The sequence below is a fragment of the Geodermatophilus sp. SYSU D01119 genome (genome assembly GCF_054049975.1).
This window is the reverse complement of record NZ_JBJGYL010000002.1, coordinates 23,202-47,335: the sequence shown is the minus strand read 5'-3', so window position 1 is coordinate 47,335 and position 24,134 is coordinate 23,202. Positions and strand designations below refer to the sequence as shown.

Sequence of the window (24,134 nt, the reverse complement as noted above, 5' to 3'; positions counted from 1 at the left end):
CCTCCGTTCCCCGGCCGGCTCCGCCCGGCCTGACCGCGGCGGGTCCACCGCGGCCGTACGCTGACTCCCGATGAGCAGCGACCGGTCCGGTGGGCCCGCCGACGTCGTCCCGGGGGAGGACCCGCCGCCCAGGACGGCGGCCCGACGGTCCCTCTGGCGGCGCCGGCCCGCCCAGCCGGAGAAGAAGAGCTCGCTGCTGCGCGAGCTGCCCGTGCTGCTGGTGGTGGCCTTCGTCCTGGCCCTGCTGGTCAAGACGTTCCTCGCCCAGGCGTTCTTCATCCCCTCGGGGTCGATGGAGCAGACGCTGCACGGCTGCCCCGGCTGCACCGGCGACCGCGTGCTGGTGAACAAGGTGCCGTACTGGTTCGGCGAGCCCGAGCCCGGCGACATCGTCGTCTTCGAGGGCCCCGACACGTGGGTGCCCGAGGTCGACTACCGGGAGCCGTCGAACTGGTTCACCGGCGGACTGCTGTGGCTGGGCCGGGCCGTGGGCGTCGCGCCGCCGAGCGAGGACGACTACGTCAAGCGCGTCATCGCCACCGGCGGGCAGACCGTGCAGTGCTGCGACGCCGAGGGCCGGGTGACCGTCGACGGCGAGCCGCTCGACGAGCCCTACATCTTCGAGGACACCCCGCTGGAGAGCCGCGCCTTCGGCCCCGTGACGGTCCCGGAGGGGCGCCTGTGGGTCATGGGCGACCACCGCTCGGCGTCGGCCGACTCCCGCGCCCACGTGGGCGACCGCTACGGCGGCACGATCGCCGTCGACGACGTCATCGGCAAGGCCGCGCTCATCGTCTGGCCGGTCGACCGCTTCGGCACGCTCGACTCCCCGGACATCCAGGCCGCCGAGGCCGCTGCCACGAGCGGGCGGATCGGCCAGGTGCTGCCCCTGGGCGCGGGGCTCGTCGGCGCGCTCCCCGTCGCCCTGTGGAACCGGCGCAGGCGGCTGCGCCGCGGCCCACCGGGCTGACCCGCCCCCTCGCGCCCTCCGACGGCGCCGCCCCACTCCGGGGCGGCGCCGTCGCCGTTTCCGCCCGCCATTCCGGAATGGTCGTCCCCATGTCGACAATCGCGAGTCGGTGACCGTTGTGCGTTTCCCCTGTGACGACGGCCGCACCGAAAAGGCAGAAAAAATCCCCAAGAAGTGTTCAAGCCGTCGCCAATACCGCCCGATGGAGTAATCGAGAACAACACCGGTTCCCCGAAATGGAGTAAGTCGTGTCCGCACCCCTGGCGAGCGCCACCCGCGGCGTTACCCGCGTGCTCCTCCTCGCCGACGCCCCCGTCCTGCGCCGCGGCCTGGTCGGCATGATCAACGAGACCGCCGGCATGCAGTCGGTGGGCACCCCGGGCGAGCTCCGCCGGGCCCTGACCCTCGTCGAGACCGCCCGTCCCGACGCCGTGGTCGTGGAGCTGGGGGCCGGCCGCGCGGCCACTCTCAACGTCGTCCGCGACCTGCGCCGCCGCTTCCCCCGTGTCGCCGTCGTCGCGCTGGCCACCTCGGAGGACCCGGCCGTCGTGAACGAGGCCGTCGCCGCCGGCGTCCGCGGCTACCTCATGCTCAACACCTCGCCGACACTGCTCGGCTGGGCCATCCTGGCCGCCCGTGCCGGCCGCACCGTCGTGGACCCGCAGATCCGCCGGGTCGAGGGCGCCGCCGCCGCTCCCGTGGCGAAGCCGCTCACCCCCGAGGTGCCGCTGACCCGCCGCGAGCAGGACGTCCTCGACGAGCTGCTGCAGGGCCAGTCCAACCGCCAGATCGGCCGCAACCTGTTCATCAGCGAGGACACCGTCAAGTCGCACGTCAAGGCCATCCTGCGCAAGCTGGGTGCCCGGGACCGCGCGCACGCCGTCTCGCTGGTCCTGTCCTCCCGCGGCACCGCCGCCTGCACCTGCGGCGCCCACGCCGTGACCGCCGCCCCCGCCCCCGTGGAGGTCTGACGAAGGACTCCCTCGCTCTGCCGGACCGTCCGCCTCCTCGGCGGTCCGGCACCGCGGGCCACCTGGCCCGCTCCGGTCCGCGGGCCGGTCCCCACTGACCCGGGGGCCGGCCCGCGGCCGTGTGCTGCGGGCCGGCCGGTGGCCCGGGCCGGTCCGTCGGTGGCGGGTCGTACTGTCGGACGGCGATGGCAGGCCGTCTTCCCCCCGCCCACCGGGCCGCCGCCGCGCCGGCCGCCCGGACCCGCCGTCTGGCGCCGCCGGAGCTCCCCGGCGGCGACGCGCTGTGGGACATGGAGCGCTCGCTGCGCCGACGCGGCTTCTCCGCCGTCGCCGGCGCCGACGAGGCCGGCCGTGGCGCCTGCGCCGGCCCGCTGGTGGCCGCCGCCTGCGTGCTGCCCGCCGGCCGCCGCGGCCGCGTGCCGGGGCTCGCCGACTCCAAGCTGCTCACCGCCGCCGCCCGCGACCGGGCCTACGACGAGATCGTCGACCGCGCGGTCGCGTGGTCCGTCGTGGTCATCCCGGTCGAGGACCTCGACGCGCGGGGCATGCACGTGACCAACCTTGAGGCGCTGCGCCGCGCGGTCAGCGCACTCGACCCGCCGGCCGACTACGTCCTCACCGACGGCTTCCCGGTGCCCGGCCTCGGCGTCCCGACGCTCGCCGTCTGGAAGGGCGACCGGGTGGCGGCGTGCGTGGCCGCGGCATCCGTGCTGGCGAAGGTGACCCGGGACCGGATCATGCTCGAGGTGCACGAGCGGTTCCCCGAGTACGACTTCGCCGTGCACAAGGGCTACACGACCGGCGCGCACACCGCCGCGCTGGAGCGTCACGGCCCCTGCCCGGAGCACCGGTCGCGCTTCGTCAACGTCGTCCGCGCCCGCGACGCGCACGCCGGCCGGGAACTCCACCTCACCGCCGCGGGCGGCATGGTCGATGATGGGGGCATGCGCACGATCTCCGGAGACCCGCGATGAGCACCGAGGACCTGGAGAAGTACGAGACCGAGATGGAGCTGCAGCTCTATCGCGAGTACCGGGACATCGTCCGCCAGTTCACCTACGTGGTGGAGACCGAGCGGCGCTTCTACCTGGCCAACTCCGTCGACCTGCAGGTGCGCGAGGCCGGCGGCGAGGTGTTCTTCGAGCTCAAGCTCTCCGACGCCTGGGTGTGGGACATGTACCGCCCGGCCCGCTTCGTGCGGAACGTGCGCGTGCTGACGTTCAAGGACGTCAACGTCGAGGAGCTCGACAAGCCCGACCTCGAGCTGCCCGACGGGCCCCGCCTGTCCTGATCTCCGGCCTGATCTCCGGCCTCCTCCCGGATCCACGCCCGGGAGGCTGACCGCCCGGGCCGACGGGACCGCCGCCTCCGTCCACAGCCCGCCGTGCCGTCCACAGACGTCGCCGGACCGCACCGCCGCGGGCGGGCCGCGGTCACGGTCGGCGGGTGCCTCCCTCCTCCGAACTCGGCAGCCGCGGCGAGTCGATCGCCGCCACCTACCTCACCGACGCCGGCCTGCGCGTCCTCGACCGCAACTGGCGCTGCCGCGACGGCGAGCTCGACATCGTCGCCCGCGACGGCGCGGCGATCGTCTTCTGCGAGGTCAAGACCCGCCGCGCCACCGGCTTCGGCCACCCGGTCGAGGCGGTGCCGGCCGCCAAGCGGCGGCGCCTGCGCGTGCTCGCCCAGCGCTGGCTGGCCGCCCACGACGAGCACGCGCCCGACCTGCGCTTCGACGTCGTCGGCGTCCTCGTCCGCCCGGCCGGCCCGGCGCTCGTCACGCACCTGCGCGGGGCGTTCTCGTGACCCTCGCCCGCACCTGGTCGGTGGGCCTGGCCGGCGTCACCGGCGCGATGGTCGAGGTCGAGGTGGACATGTCGGCGGGGCTGCCCGGCGTCGCACTGGTCGGCCTGCCCGACGCGGTGGTCCGCCAGTCGGTCGACCGGGTCCGCGCGGCCGTGGTCAACACCGGGGCGTCGTGGCCGATGCGCCGCATCACCATCGGGCTCTCGCCGGCGTCGATGCCCAAGCAGGGGAGCGGGTTCGACCTCGCGCTGGCCGCCGCGGTCCTGGCGGCCGCCGGCACGGTGCCCGCCGACGCCGCCGACGGGCTGGTGCTGCTCGGCGAGCTCGGCCTCGACGGGTCGGTGCGCCCCGTCCGCGGCGTCCTCCCGGCGGTGCTCGCCGCCGCCCGCGCGGGCCACCGCACCGTCGTCGTCCCGGCCGGCAACGCCGACGAGGCGGCGCTGGTCGACGGCGCCGAGGTGCTGCCCGCCGGCACGCTCGGCGAGCTCGTCGACCACCTGTCGGGCCGGGCCCGGCTCGCGGCGCACGCCCGCGGTCCGCTGCCGCCCCCGGCACCGGTGCCCGACCTCGGCGACGTCGTCGGCCAGGCGGCCGGCCGGCGGGCGGTCGAGGTCGCCGCCGCCGGCGGGCACCACCTGTTCCTCACCGGTCCGCCCGGCGCGGGCAAGACGATGCTCGCCGAGCGGCTGCCCGGGCTGCTGCCGGTCCTCGACGAGCGGGCCGCGCTGGAGGTCACCGCGATCCACTCGGTGGCGGGCACGCTGCCCCCGGACGCCCCGCTGGTCAGCAGGCCGCCCTTCGAGGCCCCGCACCACTCGGCCACGATGGCGGCTCTGGTCGGCGGCGGCTCGGGCGCCATCCGCCCCGGCGCCCTGTGCCGGGCCCACCGCGGTGTGCTGTTCCTCGACGAGGCGCCGGAGTTCCCGCGGGCGACGCTCGACACGCTGCGCCAGCCGCTGGAGCGGGGCGCGGTGACCATCAGCCGGGCGGCCGGTTCGGCCACCTTCCCCTGCCGGGCGCAGCTCGTGCTGGCCGCCAACCCGTGCCCCTGCGCCAGCGCCGCGGGGGACGCGGCCTGCACCTGCAGCCCGCTGGAGCGCCGCCGCTACCAGGCGCGCCTGTCGGGGCCGCTGCTCGACCGCATCGACCTGCGGGTCGAGCTCCCGCCGGTCGGGCGCGCCGCCTGGCTCGGCGCCGGTGCCGAGCCCGAGTCGACGGCCACGGTGGCCGCCCGGGTCGCGGCCGCGCGGGCGGCGGCCGCCGCCCGGCTGCGGGGCACCGGGCTGACCCTCAACAGCCAGGTGCCCGGCCGGCTGCTGCGCGAGCGCTGGGCGCTGCCCCGGCCCGCGCTGGCGCTGGCCGAGCGCGCGCTGGACCGCGGGCTGCTGTCGGTGCGCGGCCTCGACCGGGTGCTGCGGGTGTCCTGGACCCTCGCCGACCTGGACGGCCGCGCCGTCCCGCACGCCGACGACGTGGCCGAGTCCCTCGGCATGCGGCTGCAGCGGGTGGCGGCGTGACCGGGCTGGAGGACGACCTCGCCGCCGCGGTCGAGGCGCCCGGCAGCGCCGACGGCGCCGCAGGCGTTCGCCGGGCGCGGGCGTGGCTCACCCGGGCCGCCGAGCCCGGCTCGGTCGCCCTGTGGCGCTGGGTCGAGGACCGGGGCCCCGCCGCGGCGGTGCGGGCACTGCGCGACGGCACGGCGCCCGGGGCGCTGCGCGCGCTCGTCGGCTCGCGGGCGGAGCGGGACGCCAGCCTCGCCGACCTCCGGCGGGCCGAGCGCTGCGGCGCCCGGCTGGTCGTGCCCGAGGACGACGAGTGGCCGGCGTTCGCCCTGCACCCGCTCACGGTGGCCGCGCACGGTGGGGGAGACGGCGGGGACGGCGGCGTCGAGGGCCAGGGCGACCGCACGACGGCGCTGGTGCCGCCCATGGCGCTGTGGGTGCGCGGCGAGGCGCCGCTCGACGCGACCGTCGACCGCTCGGTGGCCGTGGTCGGGTCGCGGGCGTCGACCTCCTACGGCGAGCACGTCGCCGCGGAGCTCGGCGCGCAGCTGGGGGAGCGGGGCTGGACGGTCGTCTCCGGCGGCGCGTACGGCATCGACGTCGCGGCGCACCGCGGCGCGCTGGCTGCCGGGGCGCCGACCGTCGCGGTGCTGGCGTGCGGCGTCGACCGCGCCTACCCGGCCGCGCACTCGGCGGTCTTCACCCGCATCGTCGACGGCGGCGGGCTGCTGGTCAGCGAGTGGCCGCCGGGCGCTGCCCCGCACCGGCACCGCTTCCTGGTCCGCAACCGGCTCATCGCCGGGCTCACCCGCGGCACCGTGGTGGTGGAGGCCGCGGCCCGCTCCGGCGCGCAGGCCACCGCCCGCCGCGCGCAGGCGCTGGGCAAGCGGGTGCTGGTCGTGCCGGGCCCGGTCACCTCGGCGCTGTCGGTCGGCTGCCACGAGTTGCTGCGCGACGCCGAGGCCGGTGCCCGGCTGGTCTCCAGTGCCGCGCAGGTGATCGAGGAGGTGGGCGACCTCGGCAGCGACCTCGCCGACCCGCCCGACCGGCCGGCGTCGCCGCGCGACGGGCTCTCCGACCTCGCGCGCCGGGTGCTCGACGCCTGCCCCGTCCGCGTCGGGGTGAGCGCCGAGCGGCTGGCGGCGGTCGCCGGCTGCGGGCCGCTGGAGGCGATGCGGGTGCTGCCCGGCCTGGAGATCTCCGGGCTGGTGCAGTGGACCGGCACCGGCTGGCGGCTGGCCCCGCCGCCGGAGAGGGCGCGGCGCCCCTGAGGAGGGTGGGACGCCCGATCCGTCGCGGGCAACCGACCGGCGCGGCGCCTTGACCGGGCGCGGGCGCCGTCGGACGGTCGGGACGTGACCGTCCGGACCGCCGATGCCCGCGCCGCGCTGCCACCGGCGCTCGCCGCGGCGCTCGAGGGCTACGAGGACTCCCTCACCGGCGAGCGCGACCTCTCGGCCCACACCGTCCGGGGATACGTCACCGACGCCGTCTGGCTGCTCGACCACCTGGCCCGCCGCGGCGGCACCCGCGTCGACGAGCTGGACCTCGCCGCGCTGCGCAGCTGGCTCGCGCAGGGCCGGACGAAGGGTGCGAGCCGGGCGACCACCGCCCGCCGCGCGGCCGCGGCCCGCTCGTTCACGGCGTGGCTGCGCCGCGCCGGCCTGACCCCCGAGGACGTCGGCCTGCGGCTGGTCAGCCCCAAGGCGCACCGCACGCTGCCCGACGTGCTCGCCCCTGACCAGGCCCGCGCGGTGGTCGAGTCCACCGCCGGCGCCGATGACCCGGTGGGCCTGCGCGACGCCGTCGTCCTGGAGCTGCTCTACGCCAGCGGCATCCGGGTGAGCGAGCTGGTCGGCCTGGACGTCGACGACGTCGACCGCGGCCGCCGGCTGCTGCGTGTCCTCGGCAAGGGCCGCAAGGAGCGCAGCGTGCCCTACGGCGCCCCGGCCGAGCGGGCGCTCGACGCCTGGCTGGTGCGCGGCCGGCCGGCGCTAGCCACCGCCGACTCCGGCCCGGCCCTGCTGCTCGGGGCCCGCGGCCGTCGCCTGGACCCGCGCGAGGCGCGGCGCACCGTGCACGCCGCCGTGGCGAGGGCCCCCGGCGCGCCCGACGTCGGACCGCACGGGCTGCGGCACTCCGCGGCCACCCACGTCCTCGAGGGCGGCGCCGACCTGCGCTCGGTCCAGGAGCTGCTCGGCCACGCTAGCCTCGCGACGACGCAGATCTACACGCACGTGACGGTGGAACGGCTGCGCGCGGTCCACGCCCAGGCCCACCCGAGAGCCTGAGCGGCCGCCGTGTCCGAGACCATCCGGCCCACCGTGCCCCCGCCGCACCGCGGGGACCCGACCGACCACCACACGGGGAGTGCTGACGTGCCCGAGGCGACCATCCACCGGATCGGGGGGTCCGACGAGGACGCCGACGCGGCGCTCGCCGAGCTGTGGGCGCAGTACGTCGCCGACCGGGCGCCCGCGCTGCGCGACCGGCTGATCCTGCACTACGCCCCGCTGGTGAAGTACGTCGCCGGCCGGGTCGGCAGCGGGCTGCCCGCGCACGTCGAGCAGGCCGACCTGGTCTCCTACGGCACCTTCGGCCTCATCGACGCCATCACCCGCTACCAGCCCTCGCGCGAGGTCAAGTTCGAGAGCTACGCGATGGCCCGCATCCGCGGCGCGATCATCGACGAGCTGCGCAGCACCGACTGGATCCCGCGGTCGGTGCGCAACCGCGCCCGTCAGTTCGAGCGCACGGTCGCGACGCTGGAGAGCCGCCTGCAGCGCAGCCCGACCGACGAGGAGATCGCGGCGGAGATGGACCTCGACGTCGAGGAGGTCCGCAAGTTCCTCGGCCAGCTGTCCCTGGTCAACGTCGTCGCCCTCGACGAGCTGCTCACCGACGACGAGGGCGGCGCCCCGCGCCTGGTCGACACGCTGCAGGACGCCAACGCCCTCGACCCGCAGGCCGTCGCCGAGCACGGCGAGTCCCGCCAGCTCCTCGCCCGCGCCGTCGAGCAGCTGCCCGAGCGGGAGAAGGTCGTCGTCAGCCTCTACTACTTCGAGGGGCTGACCCTGGCCGACATCGGCCGCGTCCTCGGCGTCACCGAGAGCCGGATCTGCCAGCTCCACACGAAGGCCGTGCTGCACCTGCGGACGAAGCTCGCCGACATCGCCTGACCTCCGGTCAGGAGCCGAGCGGGAGCAGGCGCACCCGCGGCGGGCGCAGCAGCGACAGCGGGTCGAGGTACACCTCGCCGCGGCGCAGGCCCCAGTGCAGGCAGGCGGTGGCCGGGCAGCCCGCGTGGTGCGGCGCCAGCGTCCCCAGCGGGTCGCCCCGCGCCACGCCCTGCCCCGCGGCGACGGAGGCGGCGACCGGCTCGTAGGTCGTCCGCAGCCCGCCGGCGTGGTCCACGCTGACCACCGGCCGCCCGGCGACCGTCCCTGCGAAGACCACGACGCCGTCCCCGGCCGCACGGACGACGTCGCCCGGCGAGCCGCCGAGGTCGGCGCCGCGGTGGCCCGGGCCGTACGGCGTCGGCGGCGGCTCGAACGGCCGCGTCACGGCCGGCGGGTCGCCGAGCGGGGAGACCCACGGCAGCCCGCCCGCGCCGACGGGCCCGGCGGGCTCGGCCACCGCGGCGGCCGGCGCGAGCGCCACCAGCGCCGCGGTCAGCAGCACGACGAGCAGGCGGGGGAGCACGCCCGAGAGCGTTCCCCGGCGCCGGACCCGGCGGGGCGCGGGAGCCGGCCTGTGGACGGACCCGATGGCGGGGGAGGAGCCCCGGGGGCGCCGCGTATGCTGTCAGGTGCGACCCGTCTGTGCGGGTCGACTCCGCGCGTCCTCCTCCCGCCTCGCACGGCGGGGCAGCCCCACCTCGGTCCCGGTCCGCACCGGGTCGGTGGGTCAGCAGGACGCCAGGGCGGGCCGCCACCCGGCGCCCGCGTCAACCGAGGAGCGCGGCCGCCCTGCGGCCGCGCGCGGACAGGAAGGCGACCATGGCAGTCGTCAGCATGAAGCAGCTGCTCGACAGCGGCGTGCACTTCGGGCACCAGACCCGTCGCTGGAACCCGAAGATGAAGCGCTTCATCTTCACCGAGCGCAACGGCATCTACATCATCGACCTGCAGCAGACGCTCGGGTACATCGACTCGGCGTACGAGTTCGTCAAGCAGACGGTCTCGCACGGCGGCACGATCCTGTTCGTCGGCACCAAGCGCCAGGCGCAGGAGGTCGTCGCCGAGCAGGCGCAGCGCGTCGGCATGCCCTACGTCAACCAGCGCTGGCTGGGCGGCATGCTCACCAACTTCCAGACCGTGCACAAGCGGCTCCAGCGGCTCAAGGAGCTCGAGGACATGGAGCAGACCGGCGTGCTGGTCAGCCTGTCCAAGAAGGAGCAGCTCGGCCTGACCCGCGAGAAGGCCAAGCTCGAGCGCAGCCTCGGCGGCATCCGCGACATGCAGAAGGTGCCCAGCGCCATCTGGATCGTGGACACCAAGAAGGAGCACATCGCCGTCGGCGAGGCCCGCAAGCTGGGCATCCCGGTCGTCGCGATCCTCGACACCAACTGCGACCCCGACGAGGTCGACTACAAGATCCCGGGCAACGACGACGCGATCCGCGCGATCAACGTGCTGACCCGCGTGGTCGCCGACGCCGTCGCCGAGGGCCTCATGGCCCGCTCGGCGTCGCAGGCCAACGCCGGCCGTGAGGACGGCGGCGAGCAGGCCATCGGTGGCGACGAGCCGCTGCCGGACTGGGAGCGCGAGCTGCTGACCGGCGGGGCCGGCACCGAGGCCGGCGGCGCCACCCCGCTCCCGGAGACCCCGGACGCCCCGCCGGCCGTCACGGCCGACGCGGTCGCCCCGGTCGAGGGCGTGCCCGCCACCGGCGACACCTCCACCGGAACCCAGGGCGCCCAGAACGGCTGACCCCGCCGGCGCCGCCGCCCGGCCCCGCGCGGGCCGGGCGGCGGCGCCGCGGCACGTCCGCACCACCCCCTTCAGACCCGTGAGGAAGTGACATGCCCGCCTTCACCGCTGCCGACGTCAAGCGCCTCCGCGACGCCACCGGCGCCGGCATGATGGACGCCAAGAAGGCCCTGACCGAGGCCGACGGCGAGTACGACAAGGCCATCGAGCTGCTGCGCATCAAGGGTGCCAAGGACGTCGGCAAGCGCCTCGAGCGCTCCACGACCAACGGCATCGTCGTCAGCAAGCACGGCGCCCTGCTCGAGCTCGACTGCGAGACCGACTTCGTCGCCAAGAACGCCGACTTCGTGGCGCTGGCCGAGCGGCTCATCGAGATCGTCCTCGAGAAGTCGCCCGCCACCCTGGACGACCTCATGGCCACCGAGGTCGAGGGCCAGACCGTCGCCAAGCTGATCGAGTCCGAGTCCGCCCGCATCGGCGAGAAGCTCGTCCTCTCCCGTTTCGCCACCTTCGAGGGCCCGACCGCGGTCTACCTGCACAAGCGGGCCACCGACCTGCCGCCGGCCATCGGCGTCGCCGTGCAGTACCAGGGCGGCGACGAGGAGGCCGCGCGCTCGCTGGCGATGCACATCGCCGCCGCGCGCCCGCGCTACCTGTCCCGCGAGGAGGTCCCGGCGGAGGCCGTCGAGACCGAGCGCCGCGTGGCCGAGCAGACGGCGAAGGAGGAGGGCAAGCCCGAGCAGGCGATCGTCAAGATCGTCGAGGGCCGGGTGAACGCCTACTACAAGGACTTCGTCCTGCTCGAGCAGCCGTCGATCACCGAGCCCAAGCGCACGGTGAAGCAGATCCTCGACGACGCCGGCCTGACCGTGCAGCGGTTCGCCCGCTTCGAGGTCGGCCAGGCCTGATCGTCAGGCAGCACGAGGCACCCCACCGGCCCCGTCCCGCACCCGGGACGGGGCCGGTGGCCTGTCCGGGCCCGGCTGGCGCCGCGCGGCCCGTTTGGCAGGATCACCAGAACGACGTCGAGCGAGGGATGGACCGTTGACCGACACCGCCGCGCCGCAGACCGCTCCGCAGAGCCCGCCGCTCTCGGCTCCCAGCGCCTTCCAGCCCGCCGACGGCGCGGGCTACCAGCGAGTGCTCCTCAAGCTCTCCGGTGAGGCCTTCGGGGGCGGGAAGGTCGGCGTCGACTCCGGCATCGTCCACGACATCGCCACCCAGCTGGCCGCCGTCGTCGCCTCGGGCACGCAGGTCGCCGTCGTCGTGGGCGGGGGCAACTTCTTCCGCGGCGCCGAGCTGTCGCAGGCGGGCATGGACCGCCGGCAGGCCGACTACATGGGCATGCTGGGCACGGTCATGAACGCCCTCGCCCTGCAGGCGTTCTGCGAGCAGGTCGGCCTGCAGACGCGGGTGCAGACGGCGATCGAGATGGGCCAGGTCGCCGAGCCCTACATCCCGCGCAAGGCGGTGCGGCACATGGAGAAGGGCCGGCTGGTCATCTTCGGTGCCGGTGCCGGCATGCCGTACTTCTCCACCGACACCGTGGCCGCCCAGCGCGCGCTGGAGATCGGCTGCCAGGTGCTGCTCATGGCCAAGAACGGCGTCGACGGCGTGTTCGACGACGACCCGCGCACCAACCCGGCGGCCACCATGTACCGCGACCTCGACTACGCCACCGTCCTCGCCGACCAGCTCAAGGTCGCCGACGCCACCGCGATCAGCCTCTGCATGGACAACCGCATGCCGATCGTGGTGTTCAACCTGCTGCGTGACGGCAACATCGCCGCCGCCGTGGCAGGTGAGAGGATCGGCACGCTGATCAGCTGAGCGGGCGCCCCCGGGCGCCGCCCCCAGCACACCGCACCGCACCGCAGGACGACGGCGGGGACCGACCGCCGCAGGAGGAGAGACCCGTGATCGACGACACCCTGCTCGACGCCGAGGAGCGGATGGACAAGGCCCTGTCGGTCGCGCGGGAGGACCTCGGCTCGGTGCGCACCGGACGCGCCGCCCCGTCGATGTTCAACAAGATCCTGGTCGACTACTACGGGGCGCCCACCCCGGTGCCGCAGATGTCGTCGATCACCGTGCCCGAGGCGCGGATGGCCGTCATCAAGCCCTACGACAACAGCCAGCTGTCGGCGATCGAGCGCTCGATCCGCGACAGCGACCTCGGCGTCAACCCGACCAACGACGGGCAGATCATCCGCGTGGTCTTCCCGCAGCTGACCGAGGAGCGCCGCCGCGACCTGGTGAAGCAGGCGCGCAGCAAGGGCGAGGACGCCAAGGTCGCCATCCGCAACGTGCGCCGCCGGGCCAAGGAGGAGCTCGACCGCATCGCCAAGGACGGCGAGGCCGGCGAGGACGACGTGCGCCGCGCGGAGAAGGAGCTCGACGACCTCACCGCCCAGCACGTCGCGAGCATCGACGAGGCGGTCAAGAACAAGGAGACGGAGCTGCTCGAGGTCTGAGCCACCCCGCCCCGTCCCTCCCATGACCTCCCGTCCCGACGCCGGGGCCGGCCCGTCCGGCGCAGCCCCCGAGGGGGCCGCCGAGACCGGGCCGATCCCGGCCGTCCGGCGCGCCCCCGCACCGCCGCCCCCGCCCGCCCCGGCGGCCCTCCGCGGTCCGGCCGCCGGTCCCGCCCGGCCGGTGGCCCCACCCACCAGCCCCATCACGGTGCCGGGCGCCGGGCCGCCCGGCACCCAGGAGATCGCGGTCCCCACCCCGGTCCCCGCCGTCCCGGGAACGGACGGCGGGCACGACGGCGAGCGCGACGGCGGGCACGGCCCGGTGATCGCCCCGGTCCCCGGCTCCGATCCCGAGCCGGACCTGGTCCCGCCGAAGAGCAGCCGGGCCGGGCGCGACCTGGTCGCCGCCATCGGCGTGGGGCTGGGCCTCGGCGCGGTCATCGTCGCCTCGCTGCTGGTCTACCGGCCGGCGTTCCTCGGCGTCATCGCCGTCGCGATCCTGGTCGGCGTCGTCGAGCTGGTCCGGGCGCTGGAGGCCGGCAACGCGCGGGTGCCGCTCGCGCCGGTGCTCGTGGGCACCGTCGCCATGCTGGCGCTGGCCTGGACGCGCGGCACCGACGGGCTGGTGGCCGGGTTCGTGTTCACCGTCGTCGCCGTCCTGCTGTGGCGGCTCGGCGACGGCCCCGAGGGGTACCTGCGCGACGCCACCGCCGGCGTCTTCGTCGCCCTCTACGTCCCGCTGCTCGCGGGCTTCGCCGTGCTGCTGCTGGTCCCGGACGACGGCGTGGCCCGGGTGCTGGCGTTCATCGCCACCGTGGTCGGCAACGACGTCGGCGGTTACGCGGCCGGCGTCCTGTTCGGGCGGCACCCCATGGCGCCGACGGTCAGCCCGAAGAAGTCCTGGGAGGGCATGGCCGGGTCGATCGTGGCCTGCGTGGCCGTCGCGACGCCGATCGTCACCCTCGCCCTCGACGGGCCGTGGTGGGGCGGTGTGCTGTTCGGCGTCGCCCTGGCGGTGAGCGCGACGGTGGGGGACCTCGGCGAGTCGCTGATCAAGCGCGACCTCGGCATCAAGGACATGGGCACGCTGCTGCCCGGCCACGGCGGGATCATGGACCGGCTCGACAGCCTGCTGCCGTCGGCCGCTGCGGCCTACCTGCTGCTGGCCTGGGTCGCGCCGCCCGCCTGACGCCGGGTCACCTCCCACACCGACCCGGCGACGGCGAAGCCGCGCCGCGCGTACCAGTGCCGCGGCCAGTCGGCGGCGTCGGCCTCGAGCACCACCAGGTCGCAGCCGGCGTCGGCGGCGAGCCCGACCAGGCGGGCGAGGACCGCGTCGGCCGCGCCCCGGCCGCGGGCGGCCGGCTCGGTCTCCACGGACTCGACCGCCGCCGTCGCGCCGTCGATCCGCAGCTGACCGGCGGCGACCACGCGGCCGCCCTCGCGGACGGCGACCTCGTGCACCGCCACGACGGTGCCGGTGAGCGGCTCGCGGCCGACCAGCTGGGCGACCACCTCGTCGCGGTCGGGCGTGCCGGCGGGCAGGTCGCGCCGCCAGGCCTCGGCGCGGAACGCGCGCACCTGCGGCTCGGTCAGGACCTCCGCCCGCTCGCCGCCCGACAGTGGCGGGCGCGCCGCGCGGGTCATGACCAGCAGCTCCCCGGCGTCCCAACCGGACGCCGCCAGCTCAGCCGCGACCCCCGCGGCGGCGGGCCAGCTCAGCAGCGCGGCCGGCACGGCCAGGTCGGCGGCGGCCGCGGCGACGGTGGCGGCGTCGACGGGGGAGTCGAGCAGCAGCCGGTTGTGGTCGTGCGAGTACGGGAAGCGCGGGTCGCGCACCGCCACCCCGCCGGGGACGTCACGCACGTCGGCGGCGCGCCGGACCGGCAGGGACAGCGACATCGCGAGCGCCCGGCCGAGCGCGTCGCCCGGCTCGGGCAGCACCGGCGGGACCGGCGGCCGGTACGGGACGACGGCGACCACCGCCGACGCCGGCAGCGGCCCGTACAGGTGCGGGAAGCGCATGCCGCCGGGGTCACCGGGGACGCCGGGCTCCTCGACCACGGGGTCGGTCAGGCGGGCCGGGTCGACGACGAGCAGCACGAGGTCACGGCGACCCGGGAACAGCCGCCGCGCCGGCAGGTGCACCTGCTCGGGCCGCGACAGGTGCACGAACGGCCCGGGCGGCCGCAGCGCGCCGGCGTCGAGGGCGGCCCGCCACTCGCCGCTCGTGCACAGGTGGAGCAGGACGCTCACGCGGCGGGGGCGTCCGGGTCGATGCCGCGGGCGGCGAGCCCTGCCTCGATCGCCTCGCAGACCGTCCGGACCACGGCGACGCGGGCGTGGCGCTTGTCGTCGGCCGGCACCACGGTCCAGCGCCCGCCGGGGTGGTCGGTGCGCTCGAGCATCTCCTCGACGGCGGCCTCGTAGGCCGGCCGCTTCTCCCGGTTGCGCCAGTCCTCGTCGGTGAGCTTCCAGGCGCGGTAGGGGTCGGCGGCGCGCGACTCGAACCGGCGCAGCTGTTCCTCGGGGGAGACGTGCATCCAGAACTTCACCAGGATCGTGCCCTCGGCGGCGAGCGTGGTCTCCAGGTCGACGATCTCGCCGTAGGCCCGCTGCCACGCCTCGTCGGAGGCGAAGCCCTCCACCCGTTCGACCAGCACCCGGCCGTACCAGGTGCGGTCGAGCACGGCCATGCCGCCCCAGCCGGGCAGCACCGGCCAGAAGCGCCACAGGAAGTGGTGCCGCTTCTCCGTCGGCGTCGGGGCGGCGAACTGGGCCACCCGCACGTGCCGGGGGTCGAGCTCGTCGACCAGCCGCTTGATGGCCCCGCCCTTGCCCGAGGCGTCCCAGCCCTCGAAGAGCACGCACACCGGCGGCCCGATCGGCCCGCCGAGCTGCCCACCGAGGAACAGCCGCAGGTGCACCAGCCGCCGCTGCGCCGCGGCCAGCTGTTCCTTGCCGTCCTTCTTGGACAGCGCCAGCGTCAGGTCCACGTCGTCGAGTCGGCCCACCCCGCCGAGGGTGGCGCACCCGGCGCGGACGCGCGCGTCAGGGCAGCTGCGCGTGCCGGCGGATCCAGGCGTGCATGGCGATCCCGGCCGCGACGCCCGCGTTGATCGACCGGGTGGAGCCGAACTGGGCGATGGACAGGACGCCGTCGGCCACCTCGCGCGCCTCGGCCGACAGCCCGGTGCCCTCCTGGCCGAACAGCAGCACGCACGCGCGCGGCAGCTCGGCGGTCTCCAGCGGCCGGGCGCCGGGCAGGTTGTCGACGGCGAGCACCGGCAGGCCCGCCTCGCGCGCCCACGCGCCGAGGGCCGCCGCGTCGGGGTGGTGGCGCACGTGCAGGTAGCGGTCGGTGACCATCGCCCCGCGGCGGTTCCAGCGCTTGCGCCCGACCACGTGCACCTCGGCGGCGAGGAAGGCGTTCGCGGTGCGCACGACCGTGCCGATGTTCAGGTCGTGCCGCCAGTTCTCGATGGCGACGTGGAAGGCGTGCCGGCGCGGGTCGAGGTCGGCGACGATCGCCTCGACCGTCCAGTAGCGGTACCGGTCGACGACGTTGCGCCGGTCGCCGTGCGCGAGCAGCTCCGGGTCGTAGCGCGGGTCCTCGGGCCACGGGCCCTCCCACGGCCCCACGCCGACCGGATCGGACGGACCCGCCACCTCCGCCTCGTCATCCGCCGTCTCGCGCACCCGGGGGACGCTAGCCCGGCCGCGCCTCCGGCCCCCGGGCGTCCCCGTCGGGCACCATCACTCCGACCTGTGAGCGGGGGATGACCATGAGTGACTGCGAGGTGGGATGACGGCACAGCAGGACGACGAGGCGCCGGGCGCCGCCGACGCGGCCGCGACCTCGTTCGTCGACGACGACGGCCTGATGCCGACGCAGGACCTGCGGGACCTGCTGCCCCTCTGGCTGGCCGAGGACGAGCCCGCCGGGGACGAGCCCGCCGGGGACGGTGCGCCGGCCGGGGACGACGCCGCCGAGGTGGTGCCGGCCGAGGTGGTGCCGTCCGAGGAGCCCGCGGCCGGGGAGCCCGCGCCGGTGGGAACCGCGGACGACGCCGCCCCGGAGAACGCCTCCCCCGACGCCTCCCCCGACGCCGGTGCCGACGCCGGTGCCGACGCCTCCACCGACGCCTCCGACGAGGTCCCCGCCGACGGGGAGTCGGACGAGGTCCCCGCCGGCGAGGCGTCCGCCGAGGACCAGCCCGTCGCGGTGGAGGAGCCCGTCGCGGTGGGGGAGTCCGTTCCCGACCTGCCGGTCGCCGAGGAGGCCGTCGCCGAGGAGGCCCTCGCCGAGGAGGCTGTCGCCGAGGAGGCCCTCGCGGAGGGCACCGCGGTCCTCGCCGTCCCGGTCGCCGACGTGCCCGGGTACGACGACCTCGGGTACGACGACCTCGGGTACGACGACCTCGGGTACGACGACCTCAGGTACGACGACCCCGAGGACGATCCCGGGTACGACGACCCCGCCGGCCCCGCCCGGGCGCCCGAGGGGCCGGTGACGCTGCCGCGCGTCGTCGTCGCCCCGCGGCCGCGGCCGCGCCGCCGCACCGGCCTGGCGGTGGCCCTCGGCCTGCTCGCGGCCGGCGGCATCACCGGTGCGGTCCTGCTGGCGGGCTCGGCGTCCGGCCCGGTCCCGACCTCCGCCGTCCAGGCCTCGCCCACGGCCACCGCCACCGCGACCGCCACCCCGACGCGTGCCCCGCGGCCCGTGCGCCCCGCCGTCCCGCCGCCGGTCACGCCCACCCCGACCACCGCCGCCGAGACGCCGGCGCCGCAGTCCCAGGACGACCCCGCGCCGGCGCCGGTGCTCGCCGCGGCCCCGTCCGCGCCGGCCGCCGTCGCGCTCCCCGTCGTCCCCCAGGCCGTCGTCCCCCAGGCCGTCGTCCCCCAGGTGGTCCCGCCGCCGGCGCCGGTGGTCGTCCCGGCGCCGGTGCCCGTGCCGGTGGCCCTCCCGACCCAGGCGCCCGTGCCCACCCCCGCGCCGACGCCGGTGCCGACCGCCACCCCGCTGCCGACCCCGACCGGCACGCCGACCCCCACGGGCACCCCGGAGTCGACGCCCACGGAGACGCCGGAGCCGACGCCGACGGAGTCTCCGGAGCCGACGCCGACGGAGTCGCCGGAGCCATCGGCGACCCCGGAGCCCAGCGGGGACCCGGCCGCGCCGTCCTCCTGAGCGAGCGACCTCACCCGGAGCGCGTCCCACGGTGCGGGGCGGGGTGGGACGATGGAGGGGCCATGACTGCCCTGCCCCTCGTCTTCGACGCCCCGCGCCGGGGCAAGCCGCCGCGCCACCTCGCCGACCTCACCCGGGAGGAGGCGCGCGCCGCCGTCGCCGACCTCGGGCAGCCGGCGTTCCGCGCCGACCAGCTGGCCCGGCACTTCTTCCGCGGCGTCACCGACCCCGCGCAGATGACCGACGTCCCCGCGGCGGTCCGCGGGACGCTGACGGAGGCGCTGCTGCCCGGCCTGCTCACGCCGGTGCGCACGCTCAGCGCCGACGGCGGCCGCACCCGCAAGACGCTGTGGCGGCTGCACGACGGCGCCCTGGTCGAGAGCGTGCTCATGCGCTACCCCGACCGCGCCACCGTCTGCATCTCCAGCCAGGCCGGCTGCGGCATGGCCTGCCCCTTCTGCGCCACCGGCCAGAACGGGCTGACCCGCAACCTGTCGGCCGCCGAGATCATCGGCCAGGCGGTCGCGGCCGCGGCGGCGATGGCCAACGGCGAGGTCCCCGGCGGGCCGGGCCGGCTGTCCAACGTCGTCTTCATGGGCATGGGCGAGCCGCTGGCCAACTACCCGCGGGTGCGCGCCACGCTGCGCGCGCTGCTCGGGCAGGCGCCCTACGGCCTCGGCCTGTCGCAGCGGTCGGTCACCGTCTCCACCGTGGGCCTGGTGCCCGGCATCCGGAAGCTCACCGAGGAGGGCCTGGCGGTCACCCTCGCGGTCAGCCTGCACGCCCCCGACGACGAGCTGCGCGACACCCTCGTGCCGATCAACACCCGGTGGAAGGTCGCCGAGGTGGTGGAGGCCGCCGACGACTACGCCGCGCGCACCGGCCGCCGCTACTCGGTGGAGTACGCGCTCATCCGCGACGTCAACGACCAGCCCGAGCGCGCCGACCTCCTCGGCCGGCTGCTCGCCGGGAAGCTCGCGCACGTCAACCTGATCCCGCTCAACCCGACGCCGGGCAGCCCGTGGGATGCGAGCCCGCTGCCGGCGCAGCGGGAGTTCGTCGCCCGCCTGCGGGCCGCGGGCGTGCCGACGACGGTGCGCGACACCCGCGGCCAGGACATCGACGGTGCCTGCGGCCAGCTCGCCGCCGCCGACCTCGGGGACGACGCCGGCGTGCCGGCGGTCGCCACCCCCGCGCCCATGCTGGAGGCGCCGGTGCCGCTGGGCGCCGAGGCCGACGCGTGAGCGCGCGGGACACCACGTGAGCGCCGGGGACACCGCGTGAGCTCCCGTACCGAGGAGCCCGCGGCCGGGGAGCCCGCCGCCCTGCACGAGCACCACCACGGCGACGTCTCCGGCGGCTGGCTGCGCGCCGCCGTCTTCGGCGCGATGGACGGCCTGGTGACCAACACCGCCCTGGTCGCCGGCGTCGGCGGCGGGGGAGCGGCGCCGCGCACGATCGTCCTCACCGGCGTCGCCGGGCTGGTCGCCGGCGCGATCTCGATGGCGCTCGGCGAGTACACCTCGGTGAGGACGCAGAACGAGCAGCTCGAGCTCGAGGTGGCCAAGGAGCGGCGGGAGCTCGAGCGGCACCCGCAGGAGGAGCTCGGCGAGCTCGTCGGCATGCTGCGCGAGCGCGGCGTCGACGCGGACCTCGCCCACGAGGTCGCCGTCCAGCTGTCCCGCGACCCCGAGGTGGCGCTGCGGCTGCACGTCGTCGCGGAGCTCGGCGTCAGCCCCGAGGACCAGCCCTCGCCCCGGACGGCGGCGGTCTCGTCGTTCCTGACGTTCTCCCTGGGCGCGGTGCTGCCGCTGCTGCCCTACCTGTTCGGGCTGTCGCTGTTGTGGGTGGCGCTGCTGTGCGGCGCGGTCGGCCTGGTGGCCGCCGGTGCGCTGTCCTCGCGCTTCACCCCGCGACCGTGGTGGTACGCCGGCCTGCGCCAGCTGCTGTTCGGCGCCCTGGCCGCCGGGGCCACCTACCTGATCGGCGCCGCCATCGGGGTCACCGCCACCTGAGCCGGGCCCCGACACCCGACGACCCGGCCCGGCGGGTGCCGGACCGGGTCGTCGGGGACGTCTCGGGACTGCCAGGCGCTACGGGCGCCAGGCGGTGCGCTTGCGCCGGAGGTCCCACAGCAGGATCAGCACGAGGAACGCGGCGATCCCGAACAGCCACACGTCCTCCATGCGGCCCTCGTGGTTGCCCCACGTGTAGGCCAGCATCGACAGCACGGTGAGCCAGCCGGCGATCTGTGCCCACTTGCCGGAGCGGCCGTGCCAGCCCCAGTCCTCGGGGCGCTCCTCCTCGACCGGGTGGGCCCCGGCGCGGACGACGCCCTCCTCGCGGTTGGGCTGGTTGACGCGCGTGGACAGCGGGTTGTCCGACCGGACACCCGGGCCGTGGTGCTCGCTCACGGATCCCATCCTGCCAGCCCCGCCCGCGGGGCACCGTTCGAGGTGGTGCGGCGCGTCGGGGAGGATGCGCCGCATGAGCGAGCCGCGCGAGGTGACCGTGCTGGGCTCGACCGGCTCGATCGGCCGGCAGGCGATCGCGGTCGCCGAGCAGAACCCCGACCGGCTGCGGATCACCGCGCTGGCGGCCGGCGGCGGCGACGTCGCCCGGCTGGCCGAGCAGGCGCTCGCGCTCGGCGTGCGCACGGTGGCGGTGGCCCGGGCGACGGCGGCCCAGGACCTCCAGCTGGCCTTCTACGCGGCCGCCTCGCAGCGGGGCTGGGCGCGCGGGGAGTACGCGCTGCCGGAGATCCTCGCCGGGCCGCGCGCCGCCGAGGAGCTCGCCGCCCGCCCGGCCGACGTCGTCCTCAACGGCATCACCGGCTCGATCGGCCTGGGGCCGACGCTCTCCGCGCTGCGGGCCGGCAACACCGTCGCCCTGGCCAACAAGGAGTCCCTGGTCGCGGGCGGCGACCTGGTGACCGCCGCCGCGGCACCGGGTCAGCTGGTGCCCGTCGACTCCGAGCACTCGGCGCTCGCGCAGTGCCTGCGCGGCGGGGCCCGGGGGGAGGTCGCCCGGCTGGTGCTCACCGCCAGCGGCGGGCCCTTCCGCGGGCGGCGGGCCGCCGACCTCGCCGACGTCACGCCCGAGCAGGCGCTGGCGCACCCCACCTGGGACATGGGCCCGGTCGTCACGATCAACTCGGCCACGCTGGTCAACAAGGGCCTGGAGCTCATCGAGGCGCACCTGCTGTTCGGCGTCCCCTACGCCCACATCGACGTCGTCGTGCACCCCCAGTCGATCGTGCACTCGATGGTGACCTTCGCCGACGGCGCCACCATCGCGCAGGCCAGCCCGCCGGACATGCGGCTGCCCATCGCGCTCGCACTGGCCTGGCCCGACCGGCTGCCGCACGTGCAGCCGGCGCTGGACTGGTCGGCGGCGAGCACCTGGGAGTTCGCGCCGCTCGACGAGGAGGCGTTCCCGGCGGTGCGCCTGGCACGGGCCGCGGGGGAGGCCGGGGGCGTCGTCCCCGCGGTCTTCAACGCGGCCAACGAGGAGGCGGTCTCCGCCTTCCTGGGGGGACGGCTGCGTTTCCCGGACGTCGTGGGCCTCGTCGCGCGTACCCTCGACGACGCGCCGGACCTCGGCGCCCCCACCTGCGTGGACGACGTGCTGGCCGCTGAGCGATGGGCCCGGCAGCACGCCCGCGCCGCCGTCGCCGGAGGCCCGAGCTGAGCATCGTCCTGACGGTCCTCGGGATCGTCGCGTTCTTCGTCGGCCTGCTCGCCTCGATCGCGTTCCACGAGTACGGCCACTTCTACTGGGCCCGGAAGTTCGGCATGCGCGTGCCGCAGTTCATGGTCGGCTTCGGCCCGACCGTGTTCTCCCGCCGGCGCGGCGAGACCGAGTACGGCGTCAAGGCCATCCCGCTCGGCGGCTACATCCGCATCGTCGGGATGATCCCGCCGGCCGAGGAGAACGAGAGCACCCGCGCCACCCGCATGCGGACGTTCATCGCCGAGGTGCGCGGCCAGGCCCTCGACGACGTCCTGCCCAGCGACGCCGGCCGGGTCTTCTACGCCAAGCCCTGGTGGCAGCGCGTGGTCGTCATGTTCGCCGGGCCGTTCCACAACCTGGTCCTGGCCGTGGTGTTCTTCGCGGTCCTGCTGACCGCCATCGGCACCAACGTCATCACCACCCAGCTGGCCAGCGTCCCGGCGTGCGTGGTCCCGGCCGGGGCGGAGAGCATCGCGCTGGCCGAGGAGCAGCAGACCGACGTCTGCGGCATCCCGATCGTCACCAGCGGTGCCGACGCCGGGCAGCTGTGCGAGGAGGGCACCGCCGGCTGCGCGGAGCCGGTCGCCAGCCCCGCCGCCGAGGCCGGCCTGCAGCCGGGCGACACGATCGTCGCCATCGACGGGCAGACCCTCGACCCCACCGCCTACGACAGCTGGACGGCGGTGCAGCAGGCGATCCGCGGCTCGGCGGGCGAGCCGCTCGCGCTGACCGTGGAGCGCGACGGGCAGGCCCGGGAGCTGACCGTCACCCCGATCGAGAACGTCGTCGCCACCGACGACGGCGAGGGCACCATGACGGCCGGCTACCTCGGCGTCAGCCCGGTGTTCGGCTTCGCCCGCCAGTCCTTCTCCGACCTGCCCGGCTACTTCGGCATGGTCGTGTCGCAGTCGGTGCAGCGGCTGATCGAGATCCCCGAGCGGGTCCCGCAGCTGTTCCGCGCCGCCTTCCTCGGGGAGGAGCGCGACGTCAACGGGCCGATCGGCGTCGTCGGCGTCGGGCGGATCTCCGGCGAGGTGTTCGCCATCCAGGAGTTCAGCGGCGCCGAGAAGCTGAGCTTCTTCCTCGGCCTGCTGGCCAGCGTCAACCTCGTGCTGTTCCTGTTCAACCTGCTGCCGATCTACCCGCTCGACGGCGGGCACGTCGCCGGCGCGCTGTACGAGAAGGCGCGCTCGGTGGTCGCCCGGTGGCGCGGCCGGCCCGACCCGGGGCCCTTCGACATCGCCCGGCTCATGCCCGTGGCCTACGTCGTCGCCGGGTTGTTCATCGCGCTGTCGGGCCTGCTGCTCATCGCCGACGTCGTCAACCCGATCACACTCCAGTAGCGCACGGCGCCGACCTGCGGAGAGCGGGGATACTCGGGGGCATGTCCACCGTCGTCGGTCTCGGCATGCCCGCCGCACCCCCGCCCGTCCTCGCGCCCCGGCGCAAGACCCGCCAGCTGATGGTCGGGGACGTGGGGGTCGGCAGCGACTTCCCGGTCAGCGTCCAGTCGATGACCACGACGAAGACCGCCGACGTCAACGCGACCCTGCAGCAGATCGCCGAGCTGACCGCCTCGGGCTGCCAGATCGTGCGCGTGGCCGTCCCGGACACCGACGACGCCGAGGCGCTGCCGATCATCGCGAGGAAGTCGCAGATCCCGGTCATCGCCGACATCCACTTCCAGCCGCGCTACGTCTTCGCCGCGATCGACGCCGGCTGCGCCGCGGTGCGGGTGAACCCCGGCAACATCAAGAAGTTCGACGACAAGGTCGGCGAGATCGCCCGCGCGGCCAAGGGCGCGGGCATCCCGATCCGCATCGGCGTCAACGCCGGCTCGCTGGACAAGCGCCTGCTGGCCAAGTACGGCAAGGCGACGCCGGAGGCGCTGGTCGAGTCGGCGCTGTGGGAGTGCTCGCTGTTCGAGGAGCACGACTTCCGCGACATCAAGATCTCGGTCAAGCACAACGACCCGGTGGTCATGGTCCGCGCCTACGAGCTGCTGGCCGCCCGGTGCGACTACCCGCTGCACCTCGGTGTCACCGAGGCCGGCCCCGCGTTCCAGGGCACCATCAAGTCCGCCGTCGCCTTCGGCGCGCTGCTGTCCCAGGGCATCGGCGACACGATCCGCGTCTCCCTCTCCGCGCCGCCCGCGGAGGAGGTCAAGGTCGGCACCCAGATCCTCGAGTCGCTGAACCTGCGCCAGCGCGGCCTGGAGATCGTCAGCTGCCCGTCGTGCGGGCGCGCGCAGGTCGACGTCTACAAGCTCGCCGACGAGGTCACCGCCGGCCTCGAGGGCATGGAGGTGCCGCTGCGCGTGGCCGTCATGGGCTGCGTCGTCAACGGCCCGGGCGAGGCCCGCGAGGCCGACCTCGGCGTCGCCTCCGGCAACGGCAAGGGCCAGATCTTCGTCAAGGGCGAGGTCATCAAGACCGTGCCGGAGTCGCAGATCGTCGAGACCCTCATCGAGGAGGCCATGCGCCTGGCCGGTGAGCAGCTCGACGACGACGGCGTCCCCTCCGGCCCGCCCGTCGTCACCGTCGGCTGACGCGCCTCC

General features: G+C 75.9%; 25 protein-coding genes. 20 read left to right on the top strand and 5 right to left on the bottom strand.

Annotation, left to right across the window (positions count from 1 at the left end; all coding sequences use genetic code 11):
* The first annotated feature begins 70 nt into the window (after window positions 1–70).
* The 9 genes from lepB (at window position 71) to whiG (ending at window position 8,428) form a co-directional block, all read left to right on the top strand.
* A complete protein-coding gene (gene lepB, locus ACI79X_RS01755) occupies window positions 71–970 on the top strand; it encodes a signal peptidase I (protein ID WP_457023693.1) in 900 nt (299 codons plus the stop codon).
* Window positions 971–1,218: 248 nt separating this feature from the next.
* Window positions 1,219–1,941 (top strand): LuxR C-terminal-related transcriptional regulator, encoded by a 723-nt coding sequence (locus ACI79X_RS01750; RefSeq protein WP_457023692.1) that lies wholly within the window; start codon window positions 1,219–1,221, stop codon window positions 1,939–1,941.
* 185 nt (window positions 1,942–2,126) lie between these two features.
* Complete coding sequence (locus ACI79X_RS01745) at window positions 2,127–2,915, top strand: ribonuclease HII (RefSeq protein ID WP_457023691.1); 789 nt, start codon at window positions 2,127–2,129, stop codon at window positions 2,913–2,915.
* The gene (locus ACI79X_RS01740; protein WP_110005697.1) at window positions 2,912–3,232 is read left to right on the top strand and encodes a DUF2469 domain-containing protein; all 321 of its coding nucleotides are present in this window, start codon (window positions 2,912–2,914) and stop codon (window positions 3,230–3,232) included. The genes ACI79X_RS01745 and ACI79X_RS01740 overlap by 4 nt, the downstream gene beginning before the upstream one ends.
* A 155-nt stretch (window positions 3,233–3,387) precedes the next feature.
* Window positions 3,388–3,747: a YraN family protein gene (locus ACI79X_RS01735; RefSeq protein ID WP_457023690.1), complete on the top strand. Its 360-nt coding sequence runs from the start codon at window positions 3,388–3,390 to the stop codon at window positions 3,745–3,747.
* Window positions 3,744–5,264, top strand: a complete 1,521-nt coding sequence (locus ACI79X_RS01730) for a YifB family Mg chelatase-like AAA ATPase (protein WP_457023689.1) — start codon at window positions 3,744–3,746, stop codon at window positions 5,262–5,264. The genes ACI79X_RS01735 and ACI79X_RS01730 overlap by 4 nt, the downstream gene beginning before the upstream one ends.
* A complete protein-coding gene (gene dprA, locus ACI79X_RS01725; RefSeq protein WP_457023688.1) occupies window positions 5,261–6,520 on the top strand; it encodes a DNA-processing protein DprA in 1,260 nt (419 codons plus the stop codon). Before ACI79X_RS01730 ends, dprA begins: the two co-directional genes overlap by 4 nt.
* Before the next feature lie 84 nt (window positions 6,521–6,604).
* The gene (locus ACI79X_RS01720) at window positions 6,605–7,540 is read left to right on the top strand and encodes a tyrosine recombinase XerC (RefSeq protein WP_457023687.1); all 936 of its coding nucleotides are present in this window, start codon (window positions 6,605–6,607) and stop codon (window positions 7,538–7,540) included.
* 87 nt (window positions 7,541–7,627) lie between these two features.
* On the top strand, window positions 7,628–8,428 hold the full coding sequence (whiG, locus tag ACI79X_RS01715) for an RNA polymerase sigma factor WhiG (protein WP_457023686.1): 801 nt from the start codon (window positions 7,628–7,630) through the stop codon (window positions 8,426–8,428).
* 7 nt (window positions 8,429–8,435) lie between these two features.
* On the opposite strand, the gene ACI79X_RS01710 is transcribed toward whiG, so the two are convergent.
* Complete coding sequence (locus ACI79X_RS01710) at window positions 8,436–8,951, bottom strand: murein hydrolase activator EnvC family protein (RefSeq protein WP_457023685.1); 516 nt, start codon at window positions 8,949–8,951, stop codon at window positions 8,436–8,438.
* A 296-nt stretch (window positions 8,952–9,247) separates the two neighbouring features.
* On the opposite strand from ACI79X_RS01710, the gene rpsB reads away from it, so the two are divergent.
* The 5 genes from rpsB (at window position 9,248) to ACI79X_RS01685 (ending at window position 13,843) form a co-directional block, all read left to right on the top strand.
* Window positions 9,248–10,180, top strand: coding sequence for a 30S ribosomal protein S2 (gene rpsB, locus ACI79X_RS01705; RefSeq protein WP_457023684.1), 933 nt, complete (start codon window positions 9,248–9,250; stop codon window positions 10,178–10,180).
* Between the two features lie 92 nt (window positions 10,181–10,272).
* Window positions 10,273–11,088 (top strand): translation elongation factor Ts, encoded by an 816-nt coding sequence (gene tsf, locus ACI79X_RS01700; protein WP_457023683.1) that lies wholly within the window; start codon window positions 10,273–10,275, stop codon window positions 11,086–11,088.
* A 136-nt stretch (window positions 11,089–11,224) separates the two neighbouring features.
* Entirely contained in the window at window positions 11,225–12,010 is a 786-nt protein-coding gene (gene pyrH / locus ACI79X_RS01695) for a UMP kinase (RefSeq protein ID WP_457023682.1), read from the top strand.
* Window positions 12,011–12,096: 86 nt separating this feature from the next.
* On the top strand, window positions 12,097–12,654 hold the full coding sequence (gene frr / locus ACI79X_RS01690) for a ribosome recycling factor (RefSeq protein ID WP_073421830.1): 558 nt from the start codon (window positions 12,097–12,099) through the stop codon (window positions 12,652–12,654).
* A 181-nt stretch (window positions 12,655–12,835) separates the two neighbouring features.
* The gene (locus tag ACI79X_RS01685; RefSeq protein ID WP_457023681.1) at window positions 12,836–13,843 is read left to right on the top strand and encodes a phosphatidate cytidylyltransferase; all 1,008 of its coding nucleotides are present in this window, start codon (window positions 12,836–12,838) and stop codon (window positions 13,841–13,843) included.
* Here ACI79X_RS01685 and ACI79X_RS01680 read toward each other — a convergent pair.
* Genes ACI79X_RS01680 through ACI79X_RS01670 form a run of 3 tightly spaced genes read right to left on the bottom strand, consistent with a single transcriptional unit; the run spans window position 13,807 to window position 16,353 of the window.
* Window positions 13,807–14,910 (bottom strand): DUF952 domain-containing protein, encoded by a 1,104-nt coding sequence (locus ACI79X_RS01680; RefSeq protein WP_457023680.1) that lies wholly within the window; start codon window positions 14,908–14,910, stop codon window positions 13,807–13,809. The two genes, ACI79X_RS01685 and ACI79X_RS01680, sit on opposite strands and share 37 nt — an antisense overlap.
* The gene (locus ACI79X_RS01675) at window positions 14,907–15,668 is read right to left on the bottom strand and encodes a polyphosphate kinase 2 family protein (protein ID WP_457023679.1); all 762 of its coding nucleotides are present in this window, start codon (window positions 15,666–15,668) and stop codon (window positions 14,907–14,909) included. Before ACI79X_RS01675 ends, ACI79X_RS01680 begins: the two co-directional genes overlap by 4 nt.
* Window positions 15,669–15,705: 37 nt before the next feature.
* Window positions 15,706–16,353 carry a TrmH family RNA methyltransferase gene (locus ACI79X_RS01670; RefSeq protein ID WP_457023678.1) on the bottom strand — a complete coding sequence of 216 codons (648 nt, stop codon included), beginning with the start codon at window positions 16,351–16,353 and terminating at the stop codon, window positions 15,706–15,708.
* A 106-nt stretch (window positions 16,354–16,459) separates the two neighbouring features.
* Here ACI79X_RS01670 and ACI79X_RS01665 point away from each other — a divergent pair, with 106 nt between their 5' ends.
* The 3 genes from ACI79X_RS01665 (at window position 16,460) to ACI79X_RS01655 (ending at window position 19,860) form a co-directional block, all read left to right on the top strand.
* Window positions 16,460–17,845: a hypothetical protein gene (locus ACI79X_RS01665; protein WP_457023677.1), complete on the top strand. Its 1,386-nt coding sequence runs from the start codon at window positions 16,460–16,462 to the stop codon at window positions 17,843–17,845.
* Between the two features lie 62 nt (window positions 17,846–17,907).
* Window positions 17,908–19,089 (top strand): 23S rRNA (adenine(2503)-C(2))-methyltransferase RlmN, encoded by a 1,182-nt coding sequence (gene rlmN, locus ACI79X_RS01660; protein ID WP_457023676.1) that lies wholly within the window; start codon window positions 17,908–17,910, stop codon window positions 19,087–19,089.
* 36 nt (window positions 19,090–19,125) lie between these two features.
* Window positions 19,126–19,860, top strand: coding sequence for a VIT1/CCC1 transporter family protein (locus ACI79X_RS01655; RefSeq protein WP_457023675.1), 735 nt, complete (start codon window positions 19,126–19,128; stop codon window positions 19,858–19,860).
* Window positions 19,861–19,938: 78 nt separating this feature from the next.
* Here the strand turns inward: ACI79X_RS01655 and ACI79X_RS01650 are convergent, their stop codons facing one another.
* On the bottom strand, window positions 19,939–20,259 hold the full coding sequence (locus tag ACI79X_RS01650; RefSeq protein WP_457023674.1) for a DUF2631 domain-containing protein: 321 nt from the start codon (window positions 20,257–20,259) through the stop codon (window positions 19,939–19,941).
* A gap of 73 nt (window positions 20,260–20,332) precedes the next feature.
* Here ACI79X_RS01650 and dxr point away from each other — a divergent pair, with 73 nt between their 5' ends.
* From dxr to ispG, 3 genes are read left to right on the top strand one after another with little or no spacing between them, the layout of a single operon-like run.
* Complete coding sequence (dxr, locus tag ACI79X_RS01645; RefSeq protein WP_457023673.1) at window positions 20,333–21,535, top strand: 1-deoxy-D-xylulose-5-phosphate reductoisomerase; 1,203 nt, start codon at window positions 20,333–20,335, stop codon at window positions 21,533–21,535.
* The gene (locus ACI79X_RS01640) at window positions 21,487–22,920 is read left to right on the top strand and encodes a M50 family metallopeptidase (protein WP_457023672.1); all 1,434 of its coding nucleotides are present in this window, start codon (window positions 21,487–21,489) and stop codon (window positions 22,918–22,920) included. Before dxr ends, ACI79X_RS01640 begins: the two co-directional genes overlap by 49 nt.
* Window positions 22,921–22,961: 41 nt before the next feature.
* Complete coding sequence (gene ispG / locus ACI79X_RS01635) at window positions 22,962–24,125, top strand: flavodoxin-dependent (E)-4-hydroxy-3-methylbut-2-enyl-diphosphate synthase (protein ID WP_457023671.1); 1,164 nt, start codon at window positions 22,962–22,964, stop codon at window positions 24,123–24,125.
* The last annotated feature ends 9 nt before the right edge of the window (window positions 24,126–24,134 follow it).